We start from the raw sequence: 21077 nt of genomic DNA on the forward strand, positions 1-21077 counted from the left end.
CGGCACCCGCCCGGGGTGCGCTCAGGCGGACAGCACCACCTGGAGTTCCCGGCGTCGACGGTCAGCCAGGTCGGTGAGCAGCGTGGGGGCCTCGTCGAACGGCACCACCGCCGAGACGAGGTGCTTGCGGACCGTGTCCCCGTACGCGCGGAGCAGGTCGACGGTCTCGGCGGAGAGCCGTTCCCGGTCCCAGGTGGGGGCGAGCCCGCGGGGCACCCGGCCGATCTGCGCGCAGCGCAGCGAGAGGCCGTTGTGGTGGAACTCCTCGCCGAGCCGGACGGCGTCCGCGCCCTCCTGGTAGAACGCGAGGTCGATGACGGTGCCCTGGGGGCGCAGCAGCCGCAGGGCGAGGTGCAACGCCCAGGCCTGCCCCCGGCACTGGAACACCACGTCGGCCCCCCGGTCGCCGGCGGTGTGCGCCCAGCGGGTCTTGAGCACGACCGCCGGGTCGTCCGCTTCCGGGTCGAGGGTTTCCAGGCCGAGCGCCTCGGCGGCGTGGCGGCGGTGCGGGGTGGGGTCGAGCACCACCACCGAGGCAGCGCCGTTGCGCCGGGCGAACAACGCCGTCAGCAGCGCCACCACGCCGGCGCCGACCACGGCGACGCGCCGGCCGCGTACCCCGTCGCCGAGGGCGCGGACGTCGGCGCCGTGCAGGTCGGCGGCCGCGTGCAGGAGGCCGTTGGCGCAGATCGGGCCCATGTGCGCGACGTAGACGCCGAGCAGCGGGTCCAGGTCCTCGGGCAGCGGCACGAACCGTTCGGCGACCGGGTCGGCCAGCCAACCGGTCCGGTGCCCGTAGGTCATGGCGCCGACCGCGCCCACCGCGACGGCCGGCGTCGCGCTCTCCACCACGCGGCCGACCTGCATGTAGCCCAGCCGGGTCACCGGGTACGGGGTGCTCGCCGCGCCCGGCTGGAACAGGCCCAGGTCGGCGTTCCAGGTGACGTTCAGGTAGGGGTTGGTGCCCTTGACGTAGCTCAGCTCCGTGCCGGCGGAGACGCCACTGAAGAGCGTCTCGACCCGGAACGTGCCGGGGCGCAGCGGCGCGGCGTCCTGCTCGACCAGCTCGACCCGGCCGGGACCGGTGACCACCACGACCCGGTCAGGCATCGACGGTCACCCCCGTGTGCAGCGCCGCGGGGGCGGTCGGGGTGGCGAGTCGTACGGTCGTGCCGGTGCGGGCCGAGTCGGCCACCGCGAGGGCCAGTCGCTGGGTCGCGAGGGCCTCGGCGTACGGGACGCGCACGTCGTCGCCGACGCCCCGGACGGCGTCGACGAAGGCGCGGTCCACCGCGACCCGGGCCGCCTCCGGGTCGGCGGGCACGTGTCGTTCGCCGTCGGCGTCGCGGATCGACAGGCCGTCCTCGGTGAGGGCGAGAGCCAGCCCGTCGGCGAGGATCTCCAGCCCGGCGCGGTGCTTCCAGCCGAGCACACAGGCCGCGCTGAGGGTGCCGACCGCCCCGTCGGCGAAGCGCAGCACGGCGGTCGTCACCGAGTCGATGTCGGCGCCGTCGACCGGCGGCGGGGTGCCGTTGCCGTACGCGGTGACCTCGGTCACCTCGCCGGCCAGCACCCGGACCAGGTCCAGCACGTGGGCGGCCTGCTCGACCACCGGGCCACCGGAACGGTCCCGCCGCGACCACCAGGCCACCGGGGGCACCTTGTCCAGCCAGGTGCCGGAGACCATCCGGACGGGACGGTCGGCGAGCAGGTCGCGGGCGTGGTCGAGCACGTCCAGGTACCGCCAGTGGTGGCCGACGGCGGTGCGCAACCCCCGGCGTGCGACCAGGTCGGCGATCCGTTCGGCGGTGCCCAGGTCGACCGCCACGGGTTTCTCCACGAACATCGGCACCCCGGCCTCGACCAGCGCCTCCTCGGCGGGGCCGTGCGCGAACGGCGGCACGCAGACGTACACCGCGTCGGGGTTGGTGGCCAGCAGCTCGGCGATGTCGGCGCAGACCCGCGCGCCGTGCCGTGTGGCCAGCGCGGACGCCGCCTCCCGCGCGACGTCGGTGACCCCGACCAGTTCGACGTCGTCGAAGCCGGACAGCACGCGCGCGTGACGTTGTGCCACTCCGCCGGCTCCGACCAGACCCACCCGGCACTGACGCATTAGTCACCCCTTCGAAGGACTTTCAGGTGCGGTGGGAGCAGTCCCCCGGGGTGTGCGCAATCAAACGTTCATGCCCCGGGAACGCACTGGCGTCACCTCTGTGATCAAGCTGTTGCCAAGAAAGCGGTTAACGCGTGGCAGGCAATGGGAACAACCAAATTCGGTTTTCCACGCACGAATGGAGGGGTGCCCGTGCGGGATGCGACATCGAGCGTTTCACCGGTGGTGGAGGCGTGGGCCACGTATCGGACGACGACGACGGCAGACTGGCCGACGCGTCGGCTGATGCGGGCCAAGGGCGAGACCCGGGTCAGCGTGGTGCTGCCGGCGCGCAACGAGGAGGCCACCGTCGGCGCGATCGTGTCGACCATCCGAGAGCACCTGATGGACCGGGTCGCCCTGGTCGACGAGCTGATCGTGGTGGACTCACGCTCGACCGACCGCACGGCGCAGGTGGCTCGGGCCGCCGGCGCGGAGGTCGTCGGTCAGGACGCGATGACCCGGGGGCTGCCCCGGCTCACCGGCAAGGGCGACGCCCTGTGGGCCGGACTGGCCGCCGCCGAGGGGGACGTGGTGGCGTTCATCGACGCCGACCTGCGGGAGTTCCGGCCGCACTTCGTGACCGGGCTGCTCGGCCCGCTGCTGACCGACTCCTCGGTGGACTTCGTGAAGGGGTTCTACCACCGGCCGTTGGTCGGCGCCGCCAGCGTCGAGCAGGACGGCGGGGGTCGGGTGACCGAGCTGATGGCCCGACCGCTGCTCAACCTGTTCTGGCCCGAGTTGGCCGGTTTCGTGCAGCCCCTCGCGGGTGAGTACGCGGGCCGCCGGGACGTGCTGGCCCGGGTGCCGTTCGTGTCCGGGTACGGCGTGGAGACGGCCATGATGATCGACCTGCTCGACCTGGTCGGCCTGGACGCCATGGCGCAGGTCGACCTCGGCGAGCGCAAGCACCGGCACCAGGACACGGCGGCGCTGGGCCGGATGTCCGCGCAGATCATGCTGACGGCCTGGTCCCGGTTGCAGCGGCGCGGCTGGGCGACCCCCGGGTTGACGCCGGAGGCGTTGCTGACCCAGTTCCGTCGCGGCGGCTCGGACACCCTGCCCAACCTGGACCGCGAGATCGTGGTCACCGACGTGTCCATCGAGGAACGCCCGCCGCTGGCCGAGCTGCGCCACCGGCTGCCCCGCCGACGGGTGGCCGCCGCGTGAGCGCGAGAGAGGGACGAGCCGGATGAGCCTTACCGTGCTGATGAACGCCGGGCCGTGGCTGTCCGTGCCACCGCCCGGCTACGGCGGCATCGAGAACGTGGTCGCCACCCTCGTGCCGGAGCTGCGCCGACTCGGCGTACGGGTGGTGCTCGCCTCGGTGGGCAGCAGCACCCTCCCGGTCGACGAGCGGGTGTCGGTGTTCGCCGACGGGCAGTTCGCGTCGTTGCAGCGGCCGTACAACCAGGTGTGTGGTGTCGCCCAGGCGCACCTGGCCGGCGTGGTCCGCGAGCTGCACTCCCGCGACGACATCGACCTGGTGCACGACCACGTGGAGGCGGTCGGTCTGGCCACGCTCGCCGCGATGGGACCGGCCGGCCCGCCGACCCTGCACACCCTGCACTGGGACCTGGCCAAGCACCCGGCGCTCTACGGCAGCCTGGACGGCGGCGACCGGGTCCGGGTCAACGGGGTCTCCGCGTCGCAGCTGGCCCGGGCACCGCTGGCGCTGCGGGAACACTCGGTGGGGCACGTGCACCTGTCCACCCCGCTCGCCGTCGACGCCGACCGTCGACCCCGACCGGAGAAGGGCGAGCACCTGCTCATCCTGGGCCGGATCAACCCGGGCAAGGGTCAGGACGTGGGTGCCCGACTGGCCCACCGGGTCGGGTTTCCGCTGGTGCTGGCCGGTCCCGTGGGGCCGTACCATCGACCGGCCGATCTGGCCGCGGCCGGCGACGAGGCCCGGCAGAACCCGGACGTGCGGTTCTTCCTCGACGAGGTGGCCCCGCACGTCGACGGTGACCTGGTCCGCTGGGTGGGCACGGTGGCCGGCCAGGAGCGCGACGACCTGCTCGCCAGCGCTCGCGCGTCGCTGTTCCCGCTGCGGTGGGAGGAGCCCGGCGGCACGGCGGTGGTCGAGTCACTCGCCCTGGGCACGCCGGTGGTGGCGACCTCCCGGGGCTGCCTGCCGGAGCTCATCGAGCACGGCCGTACCGGCCTGCTCACCGCCGAGGAGGAGGAGTTGGGCGATCTCGTGCTCGCCGGCGACCTGCTCGACCCGGACGAGTGCCGGCGGGTGGCCGCGCAGCGGTTCACCCCGGCGGTGATGGCCCACCGCTACGTGGAGCTGTACGAGCGGGTCCGCGACCTGTCCCGCGCGCCGAGGCTGCTGCCGGCCTGACCGTCGCGGCCTCTGTCGGCCTGACCGTCGGCGGCTCTGTCGGCCTGACCGTCGGCGGCGTTTGCCGGTGGCGGCAACGGGTAGCCGGCAGCGCTCGTACCCGCCGTCGCAGCGAGGAGCCGGGAATGGTCGGACCGATGGCCCACTCCCGGGCCCGACCCAACCCGGCCGACGGCAAGGCGCCGGTCCGGCGGGCCGCGTCGACGGTGGGGGTGCTGTTCCTGCTGATCGGCGTGCTCGGCTTCGTACCCGGGATCACCAGCGGGATGCACGACCTGCGCTTCGCCGGCCACGGCTCGGGCGCGTACCTGTTCGGGGTCTTCCAGGTGTCGGTGCTGCACAACCTGGTGCACCTGGCGTTCGGGGTGGCGGGGCTGGTGCTGGCGCGGACGGTCGCCGGGGCCCGGACGTTCCTGATCGGCGGCGGTGCCGTCTATCTGGTGCTCTGGCTCTACGGTCTGTCGGTGGACCACGACACCGGGGCGAACGTGCTGCCGGTGAACGGCGCCGACGGTTGGCTGCACCTGGGCCTCGGCGTCGGCATGATCGCGTTGGGCGTCCTGACCGGGCGACCCCGACCGTGACCTGCGTCATCGCGGCCGGTCAGCCGTCCCGCTGCGCCGTCGGCCCGGTTTGACGGCGGGCGGCCACGGGTAGTGGGGAGCTCCCGAACCCGCAACGAATCGAGGGCGCCGATGTCGAGCCGGATCACCTGCGAGGTGCGCACCACGGCACCGGTGGCGGTCGTCCGGCTCGCTGGTGCGCTGCATCTGGGCACCATGCGCTCGGTGCACCGGGCGCTCAGCGACGCGCTCGTCGACCAGCCGGAGGCGTTGGTGGTCGACCTGGCCGACGTGAGCGTGGAGGACCGCCTCGCGCTGTCCGTCTTCGCCGCGACCGCGCGTCGCGCCGAGGAGTGGCCGGCCGTGCCGGTGGTGCTCTGCGCCCCGTCGCCGGTCGCCGCGCGCTGGCTGGCCGAGTCGACCACCTGCCGCGTGGTCCCGGTCACCGCGGACTGCGCGGAGGCCACCCGGATGGCGAGCGCCACGCTGCGGATGCGGGCCCGGTTGGAGCCGGTGGCCGAGGCGTGCCGGCGGGCCCGGGAGCTGGTCACCGACGCGTGCGCCCGGTGGAACCTGCCCGAGGCGGCCGGACCGGCCGCGTTGGTGCTCAGCGAGCTGGTCGGCAACGTGGTACGCCACGCCGGCACCCCGATGCAGGTGACGGTGACCCTGCGCCGACCGTACCTGCACCTGGCGGTGGTGGACGGCAGCAGCGCGCAGGCCCAGCCGGGCGGGACTGACCTGCACGCCGAGGGTGGCCGGGGGCTGATGCTGGTCCGGGAACTGGCCCAGCGTTGGGGCAGCGTGCCGGCCGGTCAGGGCAAGGCTGTCTGGGCGATGCTGCCGGCAACCTGAGTGTTCGGGCGCTTGCGCCCGGTACCAGCGATCTGACCGAATTTACCGCTCTGGCCTGGTTACATGGTGCAAGGGTCGGGTAGGCACGCCCGTCCTTTCTGCCGTCACGACGGGGTGAGCAGCCATGCCCAAGCGGGTAACCACGGAACCCGGTCGCGACCGGGGCCCGGCGATCCTGGCACCGGCCCGGTTCGGGGGGTTCCCGGGAGCGGTACGAGCACCGGTCCCCGGCAACTCGTTGATCAAGTTCCTGGCCACGACCGACCACAAACAGATCGGCCTGCTGTACCTGCTCACCTCCTTCGGGTTCTTCGTGGTGGCCGGGCTGCAGGCGATGGTGATGCGCGCGGAGCTGGCCCGACCGGGGATGCAGTTCCTCTCCCCCGAGCAGTACAACCAGTTGTTCACCTCGCACGGCGCGGTGATGCTGCTGCTGTTCGCCACACCTGCGGCGTTCGGGTTCGCCAACTTCATCGTGCCGATCCAGATCGGCGCGCCGGACGTGTCGTTCCCCCGCCTCAACGCGCTCGCCTACTGGCTGTACCTGTTCGGCGGGCTCATGGTCATCGCCGGGTTCATCACGCCGGGGGGTTCGGCGGACTTCGGCTGGACCGCGTACAGCCCGCTCAGCGATGTGGACCACAGCCCCGGCGTGGGCGCGAACATGTGGGTGCTCGGCCTGGTCGTCTCCGGCCTGGGCACCATCCTCGGCGCGGTCAACCTGATCACCACGATCCTCACCCTGCGCGCGCCTGGGATGACCATGTTCCGGATGCCGATCTTCACCTGGAACATGCTGTTCACCAGCGTTCTGGTGATCCTCGTCTTCCCGCTGCTGGCCGCCGCGCTGCTGGCGCTGTCGGCCGACCGGTTGCTCAACGCGCACGTGTACGACCCGGCGACCGGCGGGCCGATGCTCTGGCAACACCTGTTCTGGTTCTTCGGCCATCCCGAGGTGTACATCATCGCGTTGCCGTTCTTCGGCATCATCACCGAGATCATCCCGGTGTTCTCCCGTAAGCCGCTCTTCGGCTACACCGGGATCGTGCTGGCCACCGTCGCGATCACCGTGCTGTCCATGACGGTGTGGGCGCACCACATGTTCGCCACCGGCCAGGTACTGCTGCCGTTCTTCAGCATCCTCAGCTATCTGATCGCGGTGCCGACCGGTGTGAAGTTCTTCAACTGGATCGGCACCATGTGGAAGGGCCAACTCACCTTCGAGACGCCGATGCTGTTCGCCATCGGCTTCCTCGTCACCTTCCTGCTCGGTGGTCTCACCGGGGTGCTGCTGGCCAGCCCGCCGGCCGACTGGCACACCCACGACAGCTACTTCGTGGTGGCGCACTTCCACTACGTGGTGTTCGGCACCGTGGTCTTCGCCCTGTTCGGCGGCTACTACTTCTGGTGGCCGAAGATGACCGGGCGACTGCTCGACGAGCGACTCGGCAAGGCGCACTTCTGGACGATGTTCATCGGCTTCCACGGCACCTTCCTGGTGCACCACTGGCTGGGCAGCGAGGGCATGCCGCGCCGCTACGCCGACTACCTGCCCACCGACGGTTTCACCACACTGAACACGATCTCCAGCATCTTCGCCTTCATCCTCGGGCTGTCCACCCTGTTCTTCATCTACAACGCGTGGAAGTCCTGGCGGTACGGGGCGGTGGTGACCGTCGACGACCCGTGGGGCTTCGGCAACTCGTTGGAGTGGGCCACCAGTTGCCCTCCCCCGCTGCGCAACTTCGACCGGATGCCGCGGATCCGGTCCGAGCGTCCCGCGTTCGACCTGAAGTACGGCCCGCTCGTCGCCGACCTGGGCCGGGACCTCCCGCAGCGCACCACGAAGCCGCCGCAGCAGTTCGCCGAGGAGTTGCGGTTGGAGCACCACGCCCCGGAGTCGCCGGCCGCCGAGGGCGCGCACGGCGCCCGCGAGGCCGCCGAGTTCCAGCCGGCGCCGCGCTCCGGCGCGCGCCCCGTGGACGTGCCGGAACCCGAGGGGATACGGCGTCCGAGCTTCGAGCAGAGCGACGCGCCCGAGGACAGCGAGGACGCGCCCAAGCCGCACGAGCGCTGGCGTCACCCGCACAGCGACGACAACCCCGAAGAACGCTGACCGGCGTACGCCGAGAGGGCCGACACCCGGCGGGTGTCGGCCCTCGTCGTTCGTGTTCCCGACCGCGGCGTTCCGTTCGAGGGCCGGCTGGCGCCATCCCGGCGGCGGATCAGTTCCTGCGTCGACTCAGTCCCGGGCGGGGGCCAGGCCGGCGGCGGTGAGCGAGCGGCGTACCGCGGGCTGGACCCGGGTGAGCCGCAGCGGCACCCCGGTCCGCTCCGCGGCGTCCCGTCCGGCCATCAGGGCAGCGATCCCACCGGCGTCGAACCCACCCGCGCCGACCAGGTCGACCACCACCTCGCTGGGCTGGCCGGTGACGGCCTCCAGCATGGCCCGGCGCAGTTGGTCCGCGCCGTCGCGGTCGATCTCGCCGCCGACCTCGACCACCACCCGGTCGCCGTTCTGCTTGACCGAGATCCGGGTCTTGCCCGGGTCGGGTTCGGCCGCGCCGTTCTGCCACGGCGGCGGCGCGTCGGCGAGCATGGCCTGACGCAGCCAGGTGAGCGCGCGCGACAGCAATCGGGACACGTGCATCTGCGAGATGCCGAACCGGGCGGCGATCTCCGCCTGGGTCTGGTTGCCGTAGAAGCGCATGGCCAGGATGCGCCGCTCCCGCCAGGGCAGTCGGTGCAACAGACCGCTCACCGTGACCCGGTCGTCGACCGACTCCAGCGCGTTGTCCGATTCGCCGACCAGGTCACCGAACTCCGCCGAGCTCTCCCCGCCCACCGGGGCGTTGAGCGAGGCCGGGCTGTAGCCGGCCGCCGATTCCAGCGCGGCGAGGATCTCCTCCTCCGGGGTCTCCAGTCGGGCGGACAGTTCGGCCACCGACGGGGCCCGGGACAGTTCGCTGGTCAGCGCGGCCGTCGCCTGTCCCACCTCGAGGATCAGGTCCCGCAGCCGGCGGGGCACGTGCACGCCCCAGGTGCGGTCCCGGAAATGCCGTTTGATCTCGCCCACGATGGTGATCGCGGCGTACGCGGTGAAGGACCCCCGTTCCGGGTCATACCGGTCGACGGCGTTGACCAGCCCCAGCCGGGCCACCTGCTCCAGGTCCTCCAGGGGCTCCCCACGACCCCGGTACCGGCGGGCCAGCCGCCCGGCGAAGGGCAACGCGAAGCGCACCAGGTCGTCGCGGGCCTCCCCCCGACGCTCCGGCGGCAGCCCTTCGATCCGGGCCGCGTACGCGAGTGCCGCCGCGTCGAGGTCCTCCAGACCCCGATCGGTGGGTGGTGGTGTGGTCGTGGTCGTACTCGTCTGTCCGAACATCCGCGCCTCCCTCAGGAAGGTCCCCCGCCCGGATCGGGAAACCGGTCGTGCGCGTGGTCGAGCCACGCACCGGGCCGGAAAAGTGGGTCAGTGACTGGGATGCCAGCGGGCGACAACGCGTCCACGCAGCGCAATCAGGCCGTCGCAGCCAGCGATGTTCCCGCTCCGTAGGTACTCAATCACGGGACCCCGGGTTCGCGAGGATGTTTCGGCGTGCTCCGTCTCAGGAGACCGACAACCCCTGGTGGCCGCCGCTGTCGCTGAGCGCGGCGAGGGCCTCGTCGGCCCGCAGCGGGGGCGGGACGGGCAGGTCGTACGGCTGGGCACGCAGGACCTCGGTGGCCCGGCGGGTGGGCACGGACGTCACCGGGTAGCCGCGCGCGGTGGTCCGGTCCAACGCCCGACGCCGCTGCCCGAATCCGGCCACGGCCAGCCACTGCGGCAGCCCGGCCAGGGCGGGTGAGCGCATCCCGGGCGGCTCGGGCAGCACGTCCACCGAGCTGAACGCCTCGCTGCCGGCCAGCCACCACTCGGCCTCGTCGACGCTGCGGCGGGTGGCGTTCTCGCACCAGTACGGCACCAGCCCGGCCCGCATCACCTGCCACGGGTCGAGCAGACGCCCGCACTCCACCACCAGCCGGTTCCCGGTCTTCCCGGCGGCGCGCAGCCACCGCCGGTACAGGTCGGCGACGCCGGCGCTCAGCGCCGCCGGGCGAGGCACCAGCACCCGGCGCAGTGGGTGCTGGTGGCGCGTCGACCAGTCCCGCGCGGCCGTCTCGAAGCCCTCGTCGACGCCGTGCTCGGCGGCGCCGGACGACACGGTCACCTCCGGCGGCGCCCACCGGGCCGCGTCGCCGCCGGCGGAGCGCAGCACCTGTCGCAGCGCGTGGCTGTCCGGGTGGAAGTCCACCGGGTCGAGCCCGCTGGCCGGGCAGCCGACCTGGAAGCTGCGCCCCGGACCGATTTCCAGGACCGGCCAGGTTCGCGCGTCGCGGACCAGCAGCACGGGGGCGCCGGGGAGCAGCCGGTCGGCCAGAAACCGCGTGTACGCGGCCGGCAGGGCCCTCCACGAGGCAGCCAGCGCGACGGTGGCCCCGGTCAGCGGGCCGCGGCTGGCCGGGCAGTGCACCTGCCGCAGGTGCAGGTCGGCGTTGCCGGCGAGCAGCCGGGTGGCCAGTGCCGCACCGTGTTCCAGGGCGTCCGCCGGGCGGTCCACCGCGCCGTCGGACCAGTGCACGGTCATCTCGAAGCCGGCCGGCAGCCAGGGCACGCCGAGAGCCACCGCCAGGTGCGCCAGGCCACCGTGCGGAGAGCCGATCAGCACCCCGGGGTAGCGCCGGCGGGGGTACTGGTCGACGAACCAGCGGGCGACCCGGGCGGCGTCCACCTCGTCGACCTGGGCGACGGTGAGCGCGACCCGTCCGGCGGCCCGGGTGACCGCGGCCCGGCGTACCGGTTCCGGAGCCCCGGGGAAGCGCGACGTGGGCCCGGTGTGCCCGAGGTCGGCGCAGTCCGCGCCGCGCAGCGCCCGGGCGGTGGCGGCGACCAGCACCCGGGCCGCGCTGCCCGCGGCCACGACCCGGTCGCCGGCCAGGCCGGCGCCATCGGCCGTGAGCCCCTTGTGCACCTTGTGCACCGGCCCCACCTTGCCTCGTTCGCTCACCACGCGGCCCGGCTTCCCGTCCCGATGGGGTTCAAACGGGGCATCACCCACCCGGCGGCACATTCCGCAGGTCAGAGGGGTGCGCCGCTCATCAATGGCGTTCGGTCGCTCGGGTTTCGGCGGTGCCAGGGCGGGCACTTCCGGGTCCATGGGCACCGACGACACCAGCGAGCCAGCCGCCGCCACGATCACCCCGTACGAGGACGGACCGTTGCTGGTCCGGGGTGACTTCGCGTTGGTCACCCCGGACGGCGAGCGGATCGACGCGCGCCGGGGCACTGTGGCGCTGTGCCGGTGCGGCAGGTCGGCGCTCAAGCCGTTCTGCGACGGCACCCACAAGGCGATCCGGTTCCGGGCGGGCACCACCCGCGAGGGCTGACGACCCGACGCCACATCACGCTCCGAGAGCACGCTCCGGCAGGCCCGACCAGCACACCGCCGCCCTCTTCTCCACGCCTGCCCTGCTCAGCGCCGGCTCGCCGTCCGGACCCCATCCCCCACTCTCGCCACCTTTGCTCTGCACCCATCCCTGCACCAGGCACGGTCCGTAACCGTCGCCTCGGTGGGTGCAGAGCAAAGGACGATGCAGGGACCCCACGTCCGAGGCGGCGGCGATACCTCACCAGCTCCCAGCGCGCGGCACCGCCGACAGCGCACAGCGGCGCGGCACCGCGGACAGCGCACATCAGCGCGGCCAGCGCGCGGCAGCGCGGGCGGCGGGCTGGTCAGACGAGCGCGGTCGGGGCCGGCGGGGCGACCGCGGCCGGTGGGGTCGACGCGACGAGCGGAACGGTCGGCGGCAGGGCCGGCGGAGCAGGTGGCCGCAGGGAACTGCGACCGGCGGCCCAACTGTCCAGCAGATGCGCGGCGAACAACCGGTCCAGCGCGAGCCCGGCCGCCGCGCCGAACAGCACGTCGGGGGCGAGGGCCGGCTCGACGGCGACCAGTCCGCCGCACATGTCGTGGGCGGCGATCTGTTCGTGCACCGCGTCGGCTTCGACGTGCTCGTCGTAGAAGCGGGTGGCCACCTCGTCGAAGCCCAGCCGGCGCAGTCCGTTGCCGTAGCGACGGTTCGGCAACGAGGAGGTCATCTCGAACGCGGCGAGGTGTCCCAGCAGCGCCCCGCGCAGTCGCCGGTGCAGCCCGAACAGCGACATCAGGTTGTTGGTCGCCAGGGTCACCGCCGGTACGGCGTCCAGGTGGGCGGCGTACCCGACGTCCAACCCGAGCCGGTCGAGGGTGCGCCGGAACAGTTCGGCGTGCATCCGGTCCAGCCGGCCGTTGCCGTACTCGTCGGTCTGGATCTCCACGAGCGCGGCCTTGGCCGGGCCGCCGAGGCGGGGCAGCGCCCAACTGTGCGGGTCCGCCTCGCGCAGGTGGTACACCGACCGGTGTACGACGAACTCGCGGAACTGGGCGAGGTCGGCGCGTCGCTGGAGGTTGGCGGCCAGCGACGGTCCGTCGTCGGCCGCGACCACCTCGACCAGGCCGGCGGCCACCCCGGCGGCGGGCACCACCGGCGTGCCGACCAGCCGGCGCAGCGCCGCCTCGAAGAGCCGTTCGCAGTGGACGCGCAGGGCGAGCAGCGTCGGCTGCCACTCCCACGACTCGTCGACACCGAACCAGCCCCGGTAGTGCAACTCGTAGCAGAGGAACAGGGTCAGCTGAAGGTCCTCGTCGGTGACCGGGTCCGCCGGGTCCAGGTCGACGCCGAGACCGGGCGGCAGGTCGTGCGGCGGACGCCGCAGGGCCTCGACCACCGCCGCGGAGAGCGGGCCGCGCGGCCGCGGAAGGGTCGCGGGACCGTAGCGGCGGTCAGCGGGCTCGGACATGGGACCTCCAGCGTCGTCGGGCCGCTTCTGATGCCCTGGCCAGGGGCGACTAAACGACGTCCTGGGCGTTCGCGGTGACCTCCACCTGCTCCCGGACCTTCCGGGCGGGAGCCCCGTCGGCGTACAGGCCCCGCAGGTCGGCGAACGCCGGCTCCGGCGGCGCCAACGACACCGCCGGGTCGACGACCGCCTCCAGTACGCAGGGACGGTCCGCCGCGAGGGCCTCGTCCCAGGCGGCTCCGACCAGCTCCGGGCGGTCCACCCGCACCCCGTGCAGCCCGAGCAGTCGGGCCCAACCGGCGTACGGGACGTCGGGGCGGCGACGGGTCGAATCGGACGAGGGCGCCCGCCCACCGCCCATGCCGCTCTGGTCCCGGTTGTTGAGCACCAGCACCACCAGGCGAGGGTCCCGCCACTGCTGCCAGTGGTGGGAGACGGTGATCAGCTCGGCGAGCCCGTTGAGCTGCATCGCCCCGTCGCCGACCAACGCGACCACCGGTCGGTCGGGGGCGGCGAGCTTGGCGGCCACCGCGTACGGCAGGGCGCAGCCCATCGACCCGAGTGTGCCGCACAGTTGGGCGTTCACCCCCGGTGGCAGGGTGAGGTGCCGGGCGTACCAGTAGAGGACCGAGCCGACGTCGACCGCGACGGCTCCGGTGCCCGGCATCCGGGCGGAGAGCTCCTGGAGGACGAGCTGCGGGTTGACCGGGTCGGCGGGCGCGGCGACCCGCTCGGCGGCGACGTCCCGCCACCGGTCCACCGAGGCCTCCACTGTGGCGCGCCACCGCTGCTCGGGTTGGCCGCGCAGTCGGGTCAGTAGCGCCCGCAGGGTTTCGGCGGCGTCACCGACGAGCGGGACGTCGGCCGGGTAGCGGGCGCCGATCCGGCGACCGTCGATGTCGATCTGCACCGTGCGGGCCTGTTCCGGCATCGGGAAGTACTCGGTCCACGGGTCGTTGGTGCCGACCATCAGCAACGTGTCGCAGCCGCCCATCAGTTCGGCCGCCGCCGGGGTGCCCACCTCGCCGAGGACACCGGTGTGGAACGGCAGCCGCTCGTCGAGCACCGGCTTGCCCAGCAGTGAGGTGGCCACGCCGGCACCGAGCCGGTCGGCCACCTCGATGATCTCGGGCGCCGCGTCGCGACCGCCCTGGCCGACCAGGATCGCCACCCGCTGGCCGCCACCGAGCAGTTGGGCGGCGGCGTCGAGGTCCACGTCGTGCGGCAGCACCCGGGCCAGCGGCTCGCCCGGGGTCGCCGAGACCACCCCGACGGCGGACGGTTGCAGGTCGGGCACCACGGCCTCCTGCAACTGCCGCGGCAGCACCACACAGGTCGGGCTGCGGGTCGCCGCCGCCGTACGGAACGCCTGGTCCAGCAGTGCCGCCACGTCCTCGGGACTGCGGCCGTACCGGACGAACTGGTTGCACACGTCCCCGAAGAGCCGGCTCAACCCGATCTCCTGGTGCGCGCCGCCGAGTGGCCCGGCGATGTCCTCCCCGACGATCGCGACCACCGGTTTGCTGTCCAGCTTGGCGTCGTAGAGGCCGTTGAGCAGTTGGACGGCGCTGGGCCCCTGGGTGGCGAGGCAGACCCCGATGCCGCCGGTGAACTTGGCGTGCCCGGTGGCCATGAACGAGGCGGTCTCCTCGTGTCGCGCCGGGACGAACGCCGGTTCGCCGCCGGTGCTCTCCAACGCCTCGACCAACGGGGCGATCGCCGCCCCCGGGTAGCCGAAGACGCGGGGTACCCGCCAGGCCAGGAGCCGTTCCACCACCAGGTCCGCGACGCGGCGCTCAGCCATTGCCGCGCCCCGGTGTGCCGGGGTCGACGTAGCGCAGCACCGCGCCGACGCCGTCGGTCAGCTCGGGCGCCTCGTCCGGGCCGAGCACGGTCAGCGCCGCGTCGGTGCCGACGAGCGCCCGGACCAGCGCCGCGTCGGCGCGTACCCGTTGCGGGTCGTCCACCGACATGGCGGCCAGCTGCCCCGGGTCGACGGCGATCTCGGTGGGTTCCGCGCCGATCCACAGCTCACCGTTGGCCGACGGGTCGTCCACGATGATCATCGTGTCCACCTGGTTGCGTTGCAGGGCCGAGACGACCGCGTCGAGACCGCCGCCGACGTCCTCCTGCACACCGAACTTGTCCAGCGTGGCGGCGATCCGCTGGTCGGCGACCTCCGCGATGGTCTGCACGGTGAGGTCGTCCAGCAGCGTCTGGTCGGCGCCGCCGGCCCGGGATCCGGCGTCGGTACGGACCACGAGGTCCTGCCAACGCTCCGGCATCTGCGCGGCGATCATGCCGGTGGCGCGGACGTCACCGGCGACGACCACGACGTCCGCGCCGACCCGGTCGGCCAGGTCCGCGGTCGCGGCGGTGACGTCGCCGGCGTTCTGGTGCCAGGCCTCCATGGCCGCCCGCTGGTACCGCGACTGGGACCAGCCGCCCGGCTTCGTCCGCCGCAGCGGGAACTCGTCCCGACCGGCGACGTGCGCCCGCCGGGGAACCCCGCCGGCGCTGACCGCCATGGCGTCGGCGCCCATCCGGTCGGCGATCACCCGTACCCAGGCCACCTGTTCGCCGCGCTGGGCGAGCAGCGGCATGACGTGTGGCAGTGGCGCGAAACTGGCCAGGTCACGCACTGGCGGCGCGGACAGGTACTCGGAGAGCACCACCCGACCGTGACTGGCGAAGACCGCGAGGCCGTAGTCCCCGACCATCGGGTCGTGCCCACGGATCACCCGGTCCAGCGCGGCGACGCTCGCCTCGTCGGCCCCCTGGTCGATGAGTTGGCTCTGCAGGGCGCGCCAGCGCAGGTCCAACGCGGGATGGGCGTCCTCCGTGTCCGCGGAGGCGTCCAGGTACACCGAGCACCACGGCCCGGGACGGTCGTAGAGCGGGCGCAGGAAGGACAGCTGCATGCTCGACCCCTTTCCAGCTCGGCCCCCCGCTTACCCCTGTCGCCCGGGATGTCACCTCGTTGCCGTGAGCCCGTGACCAGGTTTCATTCATGTCGTTCAACCGAGGACGTCGATACGATCTGTGAACACAAGCGGACTCTCGGTGGTGGAAATGGACAGCGGACTCGATACCCGACGCATCGTGCACCCGACGGAGCGAATCGTCACGGGGCGGCTGATCCGCCTGCTGGACGGCTACACCCGCGAGGTACGCATCGGGCAGCCGGTACTGGTGGCGGTGCTCGCGGCGGCGGCGGTCGCCAGCCTGCCCGCCCTGCTGCTGCGCTCGCTCTTCTCGTTCGGCGGTGGTGGCGCCCGTCGCCGTTGGAAGCAGTTGAAGCAGGGCCCGGAATATCTGGTCACCCCGGTGCGACTGCGCAACACCGCCGGTCAGCTCTGCGAGGTGGAGCTGCACGGTCACCTGCCGCAGAGCGCGCTGCACCCGGCCGACCAGGTGCAACTCACACTGCGTCCGCAACGGGATCCGGAGCTGCCACCCCGGATCGAGCGGATCGTCAACCTCACCACCGGTCAACTGCTGACCCCGCGTACCGCGACGCTCTGGTCGCACCTCGGGCCGCCGTTGCTGTTGCAGGCGTTCCTGGGCGGTCTGTTGCTGACCGGCGTCGTGGCCTGCTCCGCGCTGACCTGAGCGCCCGGCCTGCTCCGCGCTGACCTGAGCGCCCGGCCTGCTCCGCGCTGACCTGACCGGCCCGGCCCGGCCCGGACGTGACCGGTCAGCCCGGTCAGCCGACCGGCGCGGGCTCGCGGGCGGGCTGGCGGTCGACGCCGAGCATGCCCCGGCGGCGGGCCCAGCGCTCGAAGATCAGCGTGGCGAACGGCGGCACCGCACTGGCGAGGGCCACCGCCGTGGCCAGGAGGCTCCACCGGTGCAGTCGGGCCACGGCGAGCACCAGCAGGACGTACGCGACGAACAGGCCGCCGTGGATCGGCCCGAAGATCTTGACGCCCAGCTCGTTCTCCGGCGGACCGTACTTGACCAGCATGCCGACCAGCAGAGCCAGCCAGGAGCAGGCCTCAGCGATCGCCGCCACGACGAACAACCGGGTCACCTTCTCGCGCATCCGCACGCCACCACCTTTCGCGGCGCAATGCTAGCCGGGCGCGCTGACTGGGTAGGAAAGAACCGTCAGCCCTTCCCCCGCCCGTCGGTCGCGTGCGAGGTTGGAGGGACCAGCGGTGACAGGGTGGTGACCATGGGCGAGGACGTCGGCGTACGAACCTTCAGTCGAGAAGATCGGGCCCGCTATCGCGACAAGGTCCGCCGCTGTCTGGATGTCTTCGCCGAGATGCTGCGCGAGTCGCGCTTCGACGTCGACCGGCCGATGACCGGTGTGGAGATCGAGCTGAACCTCGTCGACGAGTCGTCGAACCCGGCGATGCGCAACGCCGACGTGTTGGCGGCCATCGCCGACCCGAGCTTCCAGACCGAGCTGGGCCAGTTCAACGTGGAGATCAACGTGCCGCCGCGCCGGCTCACCGGCACCGGCACCGCCGACTTCGAGGAGTACGTGCGGGCCAGCCTCAACGCCGCCGAGGTGAAGGCGCGGACGATCGGCGCGCACATGGTCATGATCGGCATCCTGCCGACGTTGCGCCCCGAGCACCTGACCGCCGAGACGCTCTCGGCCAACCCTCGTTACAAGCTGCTCAACGAGCAGATCTTCGCGGCTCGCGGTGAGGATCTGCCGATCGCCATCAGCGGCGTGGAGCGGTTGGCGGTCACCGCCGACACGATCACCCCGGAGGCGGCCTGCACGAGCACCCAGTTCCACCTTCAGGTCAGCCCGCCCCAGTTCGCCGACTACTGGAACGCCGCCCAGGCGGTCGCCGGCATCCAGGTCGCGGTCGGCGCGAACTCGCCGTTGTTCTTCGGCCGGGAGCTGTGGCGCGAGACCCGCATCCCGCTGTTCCAGCAGGCCACCGACACCCGGTCGGAAGAGATCAAAGCCCAGGGGGTACGCCCCAGAGTCTGGTTCGGTGAACGCTGGATCACCAGCGTGTTCGACCTGTTCGAGGAGAACGTGCGGTACTTCCCGGCGTTGTTGCCGGTCTGCGACCCGGAGGACCCGGCGCAGTCCCTGGCGGCCGGCGAGGTGCCCAACCTCAACGAGTTGCGACTGCACAACGGCACCGTCTACCGGTGGAACCGCCCGGTGTACGACGTGTCGCGCGGCCGGCCCCATCTGCGGGTGGAGAACCGGGTGCTGCCGGCCGGCCCGACGGTGTCGGACACCGTCGCCAACGGGGCGTTCTACTTCGGTCTGGTCCGGGCCCTCGCCGAGGCGGACCGACCACTGTGGTCGCAGATGTCGTTCAGCGCCGCCGAGGAGAACTTCACCAACTGCGCCCGGCACGGGATCGACGCGCAGGTGTTCTGGCCCGGCCTCGGCTACCTTCCGGTGAGCGAGCTGGTGCTGCGCCGGTTGTTGCCGCTGGCGCATCACGGGCTGGACCGGTGGGGGCTCGACCCGGCGGAGCGTGACCGGTTGCTCGGCATCATCGAGCAGCGTTGCCTGACCGGCCGTAACGGCGCGAGCTGGCAGGTGGAGACGCTGCACCGCCTGGAGTCCGCCGACCACCTGGACCGGCCGGAGGCGCTGCGTGAGGTGGTCCGTCACTACGTGGACCTGATGCACAGCAACCGGCCGGTGCACGAGTGGCCGATCCCGTAGGCTCCTCCGTCTCCGACCTCTCCGTCTGTTGTGGACACCCCACGTCATCGACGTTTGTCGTAGGCTGTGGCGGCTCACGCATCGCTACGGGGACGATGAGGAGACGCCGATGGCCACGTCTGGACCAGATCACTCTTTGACCGACGGACGCGCACGGGCGGCTTTGTCCCGGCGCCAGGTGCTGGGAATGGGCGCGGCGGCCGCCGGCAGCGCGGTGCTGGTCGGCCCGACCGACAGGGCGCAGGCCGCGCCGGCTCGTCCGAAGCGGGTGCTGCGGGCGCCGGCGCTGGCTCCCGGTGACCGGGTCCGGGTCGTGTCGCCGGGCAGCACTCCCGATCCGACGAACATGGCCCGTGGCATCGAGATCCTGCGCGGCTGGGGGCTGGAGGTCGAGCTGGGCACCCACGTCTTCACCAGGTACGGCTACCTGGCGGGCACCGACGCCCAACGGCTGGCGGATCTGAACGCCGCCCTCAACGACCCGGGAGTCCGGGCCGTCTTCGCCGCCCGCGGCGGCTACGGCACCCAACGGATCGTCGATCACATCGACGTGTCCGGCCTGCGCCGCGACCCCCGGGTGGTGGTGGGCTTCAGTGACATCACCAGCATCCACGGCAAACTGTGGCGCGAGACCGGGCTGTCCACGTTCTACGGCCCGATGGTCAACTGGACCGACAACCGCACCGGTGCCGACTCGGCCGAGGCGCTGCGCAGGGCGGTGATGACCACCGCACCCGTCACGATCACCAGGGATCCGGCCGAGACCGCCGCCCCCGTGCTGGTGCCGGGACGGGCATCGGGTCCGCTGCTCGGCGGCTGCCTCACGTTGATCTCCACGTCGCTCGGCGCGGGCGACGCCCCGAGTTTCGACGGCGCCATCCTGTTCTTCGAGGACGTGGACGAGGCGCCGTACAGCATCGACATGATGCTGACCGAGCTGCGCCGGGTGGGCGTGTTGTCCAGGGTCGCCGGGGTGGTGATCGGCCAGATCACCAACAGCGTCGGCGAACCAGGCGAGTGGGACGCGGCGGCGGTGCTGAAGGACCGCCTGTACGACCTGGGTGTGCCGGTCCTGGGCGGGCTGCGGTTGGGGCACGGCAACGGCCAGCTCACCGTGCCGCTCGGCGCACGGGCCACGATCGACGCCGAGGCGGGGACCCTGACCGTGGAGGCCGGGGTCCGCGCCCGCTGACCGCGTGGCCCGCGTACCCACGCGGGCCGCGACGCCTCGGTGCTGCGCCGCGGGCCGCGACGCCGCGGTGGTCAGCCGCGTGGGGTGGGCACGCCGAAGAGATCGGTGATACCGCCGGGTAGTTGGGCGAGCAGGTCGTTCCGCTCGTCGTCGTCGAGCGCCTCGGCGACGGTACGCAGCACCGCCTGGGCGTGTTCGCGCACCTGGTCCGCGTTCGCGACCTGTTCGCGGTCACCGACGTGCTTCAGGAAGTCGCCGACGTCCCACCGGCGGCCCTGCGGGTTGCGGGTGACGGACCCGTTGAGCGGCTCGGGCAGTTGTGCCGCCAGGTTGTCGGCCTCCTGGCCGGCGAGCCGTTCCCCGAGCACCGACAGGACGGCCTGCACGGACCGGACAGCCTCGTTCTCCCCGAGACCGGCGCGCTGCCGGACCGTGGCGATCATCTGCTCGTACTCCATGACGCGCTCCCTCCCCTCGACCGCCGACCGGCCGGCCAGCGGGCGAACGGGGTGGGTTCCCGCGGGCCCGGGTCACAAACGGGCCGCCCGCCGACCCGGACGTCGCGTCACATGACGGGCAGGGCCTGGGTGAGCGCCGCAGGAGGCGGGTCGTCGCGCAGTCGGCTGTAGAGGTAGCCGTCACGCCACCGACCGGCCCGGAACTCGCAGGCCCGGATGACGCCTTCGAGCTGGAAGCCGGCCTTCTCCAGCGACCGCTGCTCGGCCAGGTTCTCCGGGTGGGTGCCGGCCTGGATGCGCTGCGCCGGGGTGTGCTGGAAGAGGTAGTCGCAGAGAAGTGCCTGCGCCCGCCAGCCGATGCCCCGACCCCGCCACGGCGGCAGCAGGACGATGCCGATCTCCCAGTACGACGCCCGCCCGGCGTAACGCCCAGCGGTGTAGCTGACGATGCCGACGGCAACCTGCTCCTGCTCCCGTTCCTGTTCGACCTCCACGACGAGCCGCCCGTCGTCCTCGCCGAGGTAGCCGTCTTCGGCGAACCGCCTGGCCGGCGCGCCGGCGTCGCGGAAGCCGGCCCAGTCCAGCCCGATCAGGCCCGGCTCGGTGCGGAACCGCCGGAACATCCCCAGGTCGGGCTCGGTAACCGGCCGCAGCCGGACGGTGGGGTCGACCGAGACCGGCACCGGCGTGTCACCACTGTCCATGGCGACACGCTAGCCGCCGCACGACGGACGACGCGCCCGCAGTTCGCGGCGCGCAACGCGCAACGCGCAACGCGCAGCGCGCAGCGCGACCCAGGGTGGCAGTCGGCCCCTTTGGACCTGAATCGTTTATGACATCAGACGGCCCGACGGGTCACGAGATCGCGCATTCGTCCCGTGACGACAAGCCGCGCCCGGACCGCGACGACCACCGCCCCGGGCCGCAACGACAAGCCGCCCTCGGGGCCATGGCTATCTGGCGCGTCCGGG

At 72.6% G+C, this 21077-nt stretch carries 19 protein-coding genes; 9 read left to right on the plus strand and 10 right to left on the minus strand.

Annotation, left to right across the window (positions count from 1 at the left end; genetic code table 11):
* Positions 1–21: 21 nt before the first annotated feature.
* Together GA0070612_RS22680 and GA0070612_RS22685 are read right to left on the minus strand one after the other, a co-directional pair.
* Complete coding sequence (locus GA0070612_RS22680) at positions 22–1110, minus strand: zinc-dependent alcohol dehydrogenase (RefSeq protein WP_088989754.1); 1089 nt, start codon at positions 1108–1110, stop codon at positions 22–24.
* Positions 1103–2113 (minus strand): Gfo/Idh/MocA family protein, encoded by a 1011-nt coding sequence (locus tag GA0070612_RS22685; RefSeq protein ID WP_088989755.1) that lies wholly within the window; start codon positions 2111–2113, stop codon positions 1103–1105. The genes GA0070612_RS22680 and GA0070612_RS22685 overlap by 8 nt, the downstream gene beginning before the upstream one ends.
* Positions 2114–2257: 144 nt before the next feature.
* On the opposite strand from GA0070612_RS22685, the gene GA0070612_RS22690 reads away from it, so the two are divergent.
* The 5 genes from GA0070612_RS22690 to ctaD all read left to right on the plus strand — a co-directional run bounded on the left by GA0070612_RS22690 (position 2258) and on the right by ctaD (position 8036).
* Positions 2258–3322 (plus strand): glucosyl-3-phosphoglycerate synthase, encoded by a 1065-nt coding sequence (locus GA0070612_RS22690; protein WP_408630512.1) that lies wholly within the window; start codon positions 2258–2260, stop codon positions 3320–3322.
* Positions 3323–3344: 22 nt separating this feature from the next.
* Positions 3345–4502: a glycosyltransferase gene (locus GA0070612_RS22695; protein WP_088989756.1), complete on the plus strand. Its 1158-nt coding sequence runs from the start codon at positions 3345–3347 to the stop codon at positions 4500–4502.
* Between the two features lie 125 nt (positions 4503–4627).
* Complete coding sequence (locus GA0070612_RS22700; RefSeq protein ID WP_088989757.1) at positions 4628–5086, plus strand: DUF4383 domain-containing protein; 459 nt, start codon at positions 4628–4630, stop codon at positions 5084–5086.
* Between the two features lie 111 nt (positions 5087–5197).
* Complete coding sequence (locus GA0070612_RS22705) at positions 5198–5920, plus strand: ATP-binding protein (RefSeq protein WP_088989758.1); 723 nt, start codon at positions 5198–5200, stop codon at positions 5918–5920.
* Positions 5921–6044: 124 nt separating this feature from the next.
* Positions 6045–8036: an aa3-type cytochrome oxidase subunit I gene (ctaD, locus tag GA0070612_RS22710; RefSeq protein ID WP_088989759.1), complete on the plus strand. Its 1992-nt coding sequence runs from the start codon at positions 6045–6047 to the stop codon at positions 8034–8036.
* Positions 8037–8162: 126 nt separating this feature from the next.
* On the opposite strand, the gene GA0070612_RS22715 is transcribed toward ctaD, so the two are convergent.
* Together GA0070612_RS22715 and GA0070612_RS22720 are read right to left on the minus strand one after the other, a co-directional pair.
* A complete protein-coding gene (locus tag GA0070612_RS22715; RefSeq protein ID WP_088989760.1) occupies positions 8163–9305 on the minus strand; it encodes a SigB/SigF/SigG family RNA polymerase sigma factor in 1143 nt (380 codons plus the stop codon).
* Positions 9306–9528: 223 nt separating this feature from the next.
* Positions 9529–10971, minus strand: a complete 1443-nt coding sequence (locus GA0070612_RS22720) for a hypothetical protein (protein WP_231924296.1) — start codon at positions 10969–10971, stop codon at positions 9529–9531.
* A 145-nt stretch (positions 10972–11116) separates the two neighbouring features.
* On the opposite strand from GA0070612_RS22720, the gene GA0070612_RS22725 reads away from it, so the two are divergent.
* Positions 11117–11347 carry a CDGSH iron-sulfur domain-containing protein gene (locus GA0070612_RS22725; RefSeq protein WP_088991693.1) on the plus strand — a complete coding sequence of 77 codons (231 nt, stop codon included), beginning with the start codon at positions 11117–11119 and terminating at the stop codon, positions 11345–11347.
* Positions 11348–11693: 346 nt separating this feature from the next.
* On the opposite strand, the gene GA0070612_RS22730 is transcribed toward GA0070612_RS22725, so the two are convergent.
* Genes GA0070612_RS22730 through GA0070612_RS22740 form a run of 3 tightly spaced genes read right to left on the minus strand, consistent with a single transcriptional unit; the run spans position 11694 to position 15721 of the window.
* On the minus strand, positions 11694–12800 hold the full coding sequence (locus GA0070612_RS22730; protein WP_088989761.1) for an iron-containing redox enzyme family protein: 1107 nt from the start codon (positions 12798–12800) through the stop codon (positions 11694–11696).
* 49 nt (positions 12801–12849) lie between these two features.
* Complete coding sequence (locus GA0070612_RS22735) at positions 12850–14604, minus strand: thiamine pyrophosphate-binding protein (protein WP_088989762.1); 1755 nt, start codon at positions 14602–14604, stop codon at positions 12850–12852.
* Positions 14597–15721: a baeRF2 domain-containing protein gene (locus tag GA0070612_RS22740; protein ID WP_088989763.1), complete on the minus strand. Its 1125-nt coding sequence runs from the start codon at positions 15719–15721 to the stop codon at positions 14597–14599. Before GA0070612_RS22740 ends, GA0070612_RS22735 begins: the two co-directional genes overlap by 8 nt.
* A gap of 142 nt (positions 15722–15863) precedes the next feature.
* Here GA0070612_RS22740 and GA0070612_RS22745 point away from each other — a divergent pair, with 142 nt between their 5' ends.
* Positions 15864–16412 carry a hypothetical protein gene (locus GA0070612_RS22745; RefSeq protein ID WP_197699470.1) on the plus strand — a complete coding sequence of 183 codons (549 nt, stop codon included), beginning with the start codon at positions 15864–15866 and terminating at the stop codon, positions 16410–16412.
* Between the two features lie 94 nt (positions 16413–16506).
* Here GA0070612_RS22745 and GA0070612_RS22750 read toward each other — a convergent pair whose 3' ends face one another.
* Complete coding sequence (locus GA0070612_RS22750; protein ID WP_088989765.1) at positions 16507–16845, minus strand: DUF3817 domain-containing protein; 339 nt, start codon at positions 16843–16845, stop codon at positions 16507–16509.
* 132 nt (positions 16846–16977) lie between these two features.
* Between GA0070612_RS22750 and GA0070612_RS22755 the strand changes: the two genes are divergently transcribed.
* Both GA0070612_RS22755 and GA0070612_RS22760 read left to right on the plus strand, forming a co-directional pair.
* Entirely contained in the window at positions 16978–18456 is a 1479-nt protein-coding gene (locus tag GA0070612_RS22755) for a glutamate--cysteine ligase family protein (RefSeq protein ID WP_088991694.1), read from the plus strand.
* Between the two features lie 187 nt (positions 18457–18643).
* A complete protein-coding gene (locus tag GA0070612_RS22760; protein WP_088989766.1) occupies positions 18644–19648 on the plus strand; it encodes a S66 peptidase family protein in 1005 nt (334 codons plus the stop codon).
* Positions 19649–19719: 71 nt separating this feature from the next.
* Here GA0070612_RS22760 and GA0070612_RS22765 read toward each other — a convergent pair whose 3' ends face one another.
* A complete protein-coding gene (locus GA0070612_RS22765; RefSeq protein WP_088989767.1) occupies positions 19720–20106 on the minus strand; it encodes a DUF2267 domain-containing protein in 387 nt (128 codons plus the stop codon).
* Positions 20107–20213: 107 nt separating this feature from the next.
* On the minus strand, positions 20214–20810 hold the full coding sequence (locus GA0070612_RS22770) for a GNAT family N-acetyltransferase (RefSeq protein WP_088989768.1): 597 nt from the start codon (positions 20808–20810) through the stop codon (positions 20214–20216).
* Positions 20811–21077 lie beyond the last annotated feature (267 nt).

Source organism: Micromonospora chokoriensis, assembly GCF_900091505.1.
GTDB lineage: Bacteria > Actinomycetota > Actinomycetes > Mycobacteriales > Micromonosporaceae > Micromonospora > Micromonospora chokoriensis.

Coding starts and splice junctions, on each gene's coding strand:
- GA0070612_RS22680 (WP_088989754.1), bottom strand. CDS start 1,110: ATGCCTGACCGGGTCGTGGTGGTCACCGGTCCCGGCCGGGTCGAGCTG.
- GA0070612_RS22685 (WP_088989755.1), bottom strand. CDS start 2,113: ATGCGTCAGTGCCGGGTGGGTCTGGTCGGAGCCGGCGGAGTGGCACAA.
- GA0070612_RS22690 (WP_408630512.1), top strand. CDS start 2,258: ATGGGAACAACCAAATTCGGTTTTCCACGCACGAATGGAGGGGTGCCC.
- GA0070612_RS22695 (WP_088989756.1), top strand. CDS start 3,345: ATGAGCCTTACCGTGCTGATGAACGCCGGGCCGTGGCTGTCCGTGCCA.
- GA0070612_RS22700 (WP_088989757.1), top strand. CDS start 4,628: ATGGTCGGACCGATGGCCCACTCCCGGGCCCGACCCAACCCGGCCGAC.
- GA0070612_RS22705 (WP_088989758.1), top strand. CDS start 5,198: ATGTCGAGCCGGATCACCTGCGAGGTGCGCACCACGGCACCGGTGGCG.
- ctaD (WP_088989759.1), top strand. CDS start 6,045: ATGCCCAAGCGGGTAACCACGGAACCCGGTCGCGACCGGGGCCCGGCG.
- GA0070612_RS22715 (WP_088989760.1), bottom strand. CDS start 9,305: ATGTTCGGACAGACGAGTACGACCACGACCACACCACCACCCACCGAT.
- GA0070612_RS22725 (WP_088991693.1), top strand. CDS start 11,117: ATGGGCACCGACGACACCAGCGAGCCAGCCGCCGCCACGATCACCCCG.
- GA0070612_RS22730 (WP_088989761.1), bottom strand. CDS start 12,800: ATGTCCGAGCCCGCTGACCGCCGCTACGGTCCCGCGACCCTTCCGCGG.
- GA0070612_RS22735 (WP_088989762.1), bottom strand. CDS start 14,604: ATGGCTGAGCGCCGCGTCGCGGACCTGGTGGTGGAACGGCTCCTGGCC.
- GA0070612_RS22740 (WP_088989763.1), bottom strand. CDS start 15,721: ATGCAGCTGTCCTTCCTGCGCCCGCTCTACGACCGTCCCGGGCCGTGG.
- GA0070612_RS22750 (WP_088989765.1), bottom strand. CDS start 16,845: ATGCGCGAGAAGGTGACCCGGTTGTTCGTCGTGGCGGCGATCGCTGAG.
- GA0070612_RS22755 (WP_088991694.1), top strand. CDS start 16,978: ATGGGCGAGGACGTCGGCGTACGAACCTTCAGTCGAGAAGATCGGGCC.
- GA0070612_RS22760 (WP_088989766.1), top strand. CDS start 18,644: ATGGGCGCGGCGGCCGCCGGCAGCGCGGTGCTGGTCGGCCCGACCGAC.
- GA0070612_RS22765 (WP_088989767.1), bottom strand. CDS start 20,106: ATGGAGTACGAGCAGATGATCGCCACGGTCCGGCAGCGCGCCGGTCTC.
- GA0070612_RS22770 (WP_088989768.1), bottom strand. CDS start 20,810: ATGGACAGTGGTGACACGCCGGTGCCGGTCTCGGTCGACCCCACCGTC.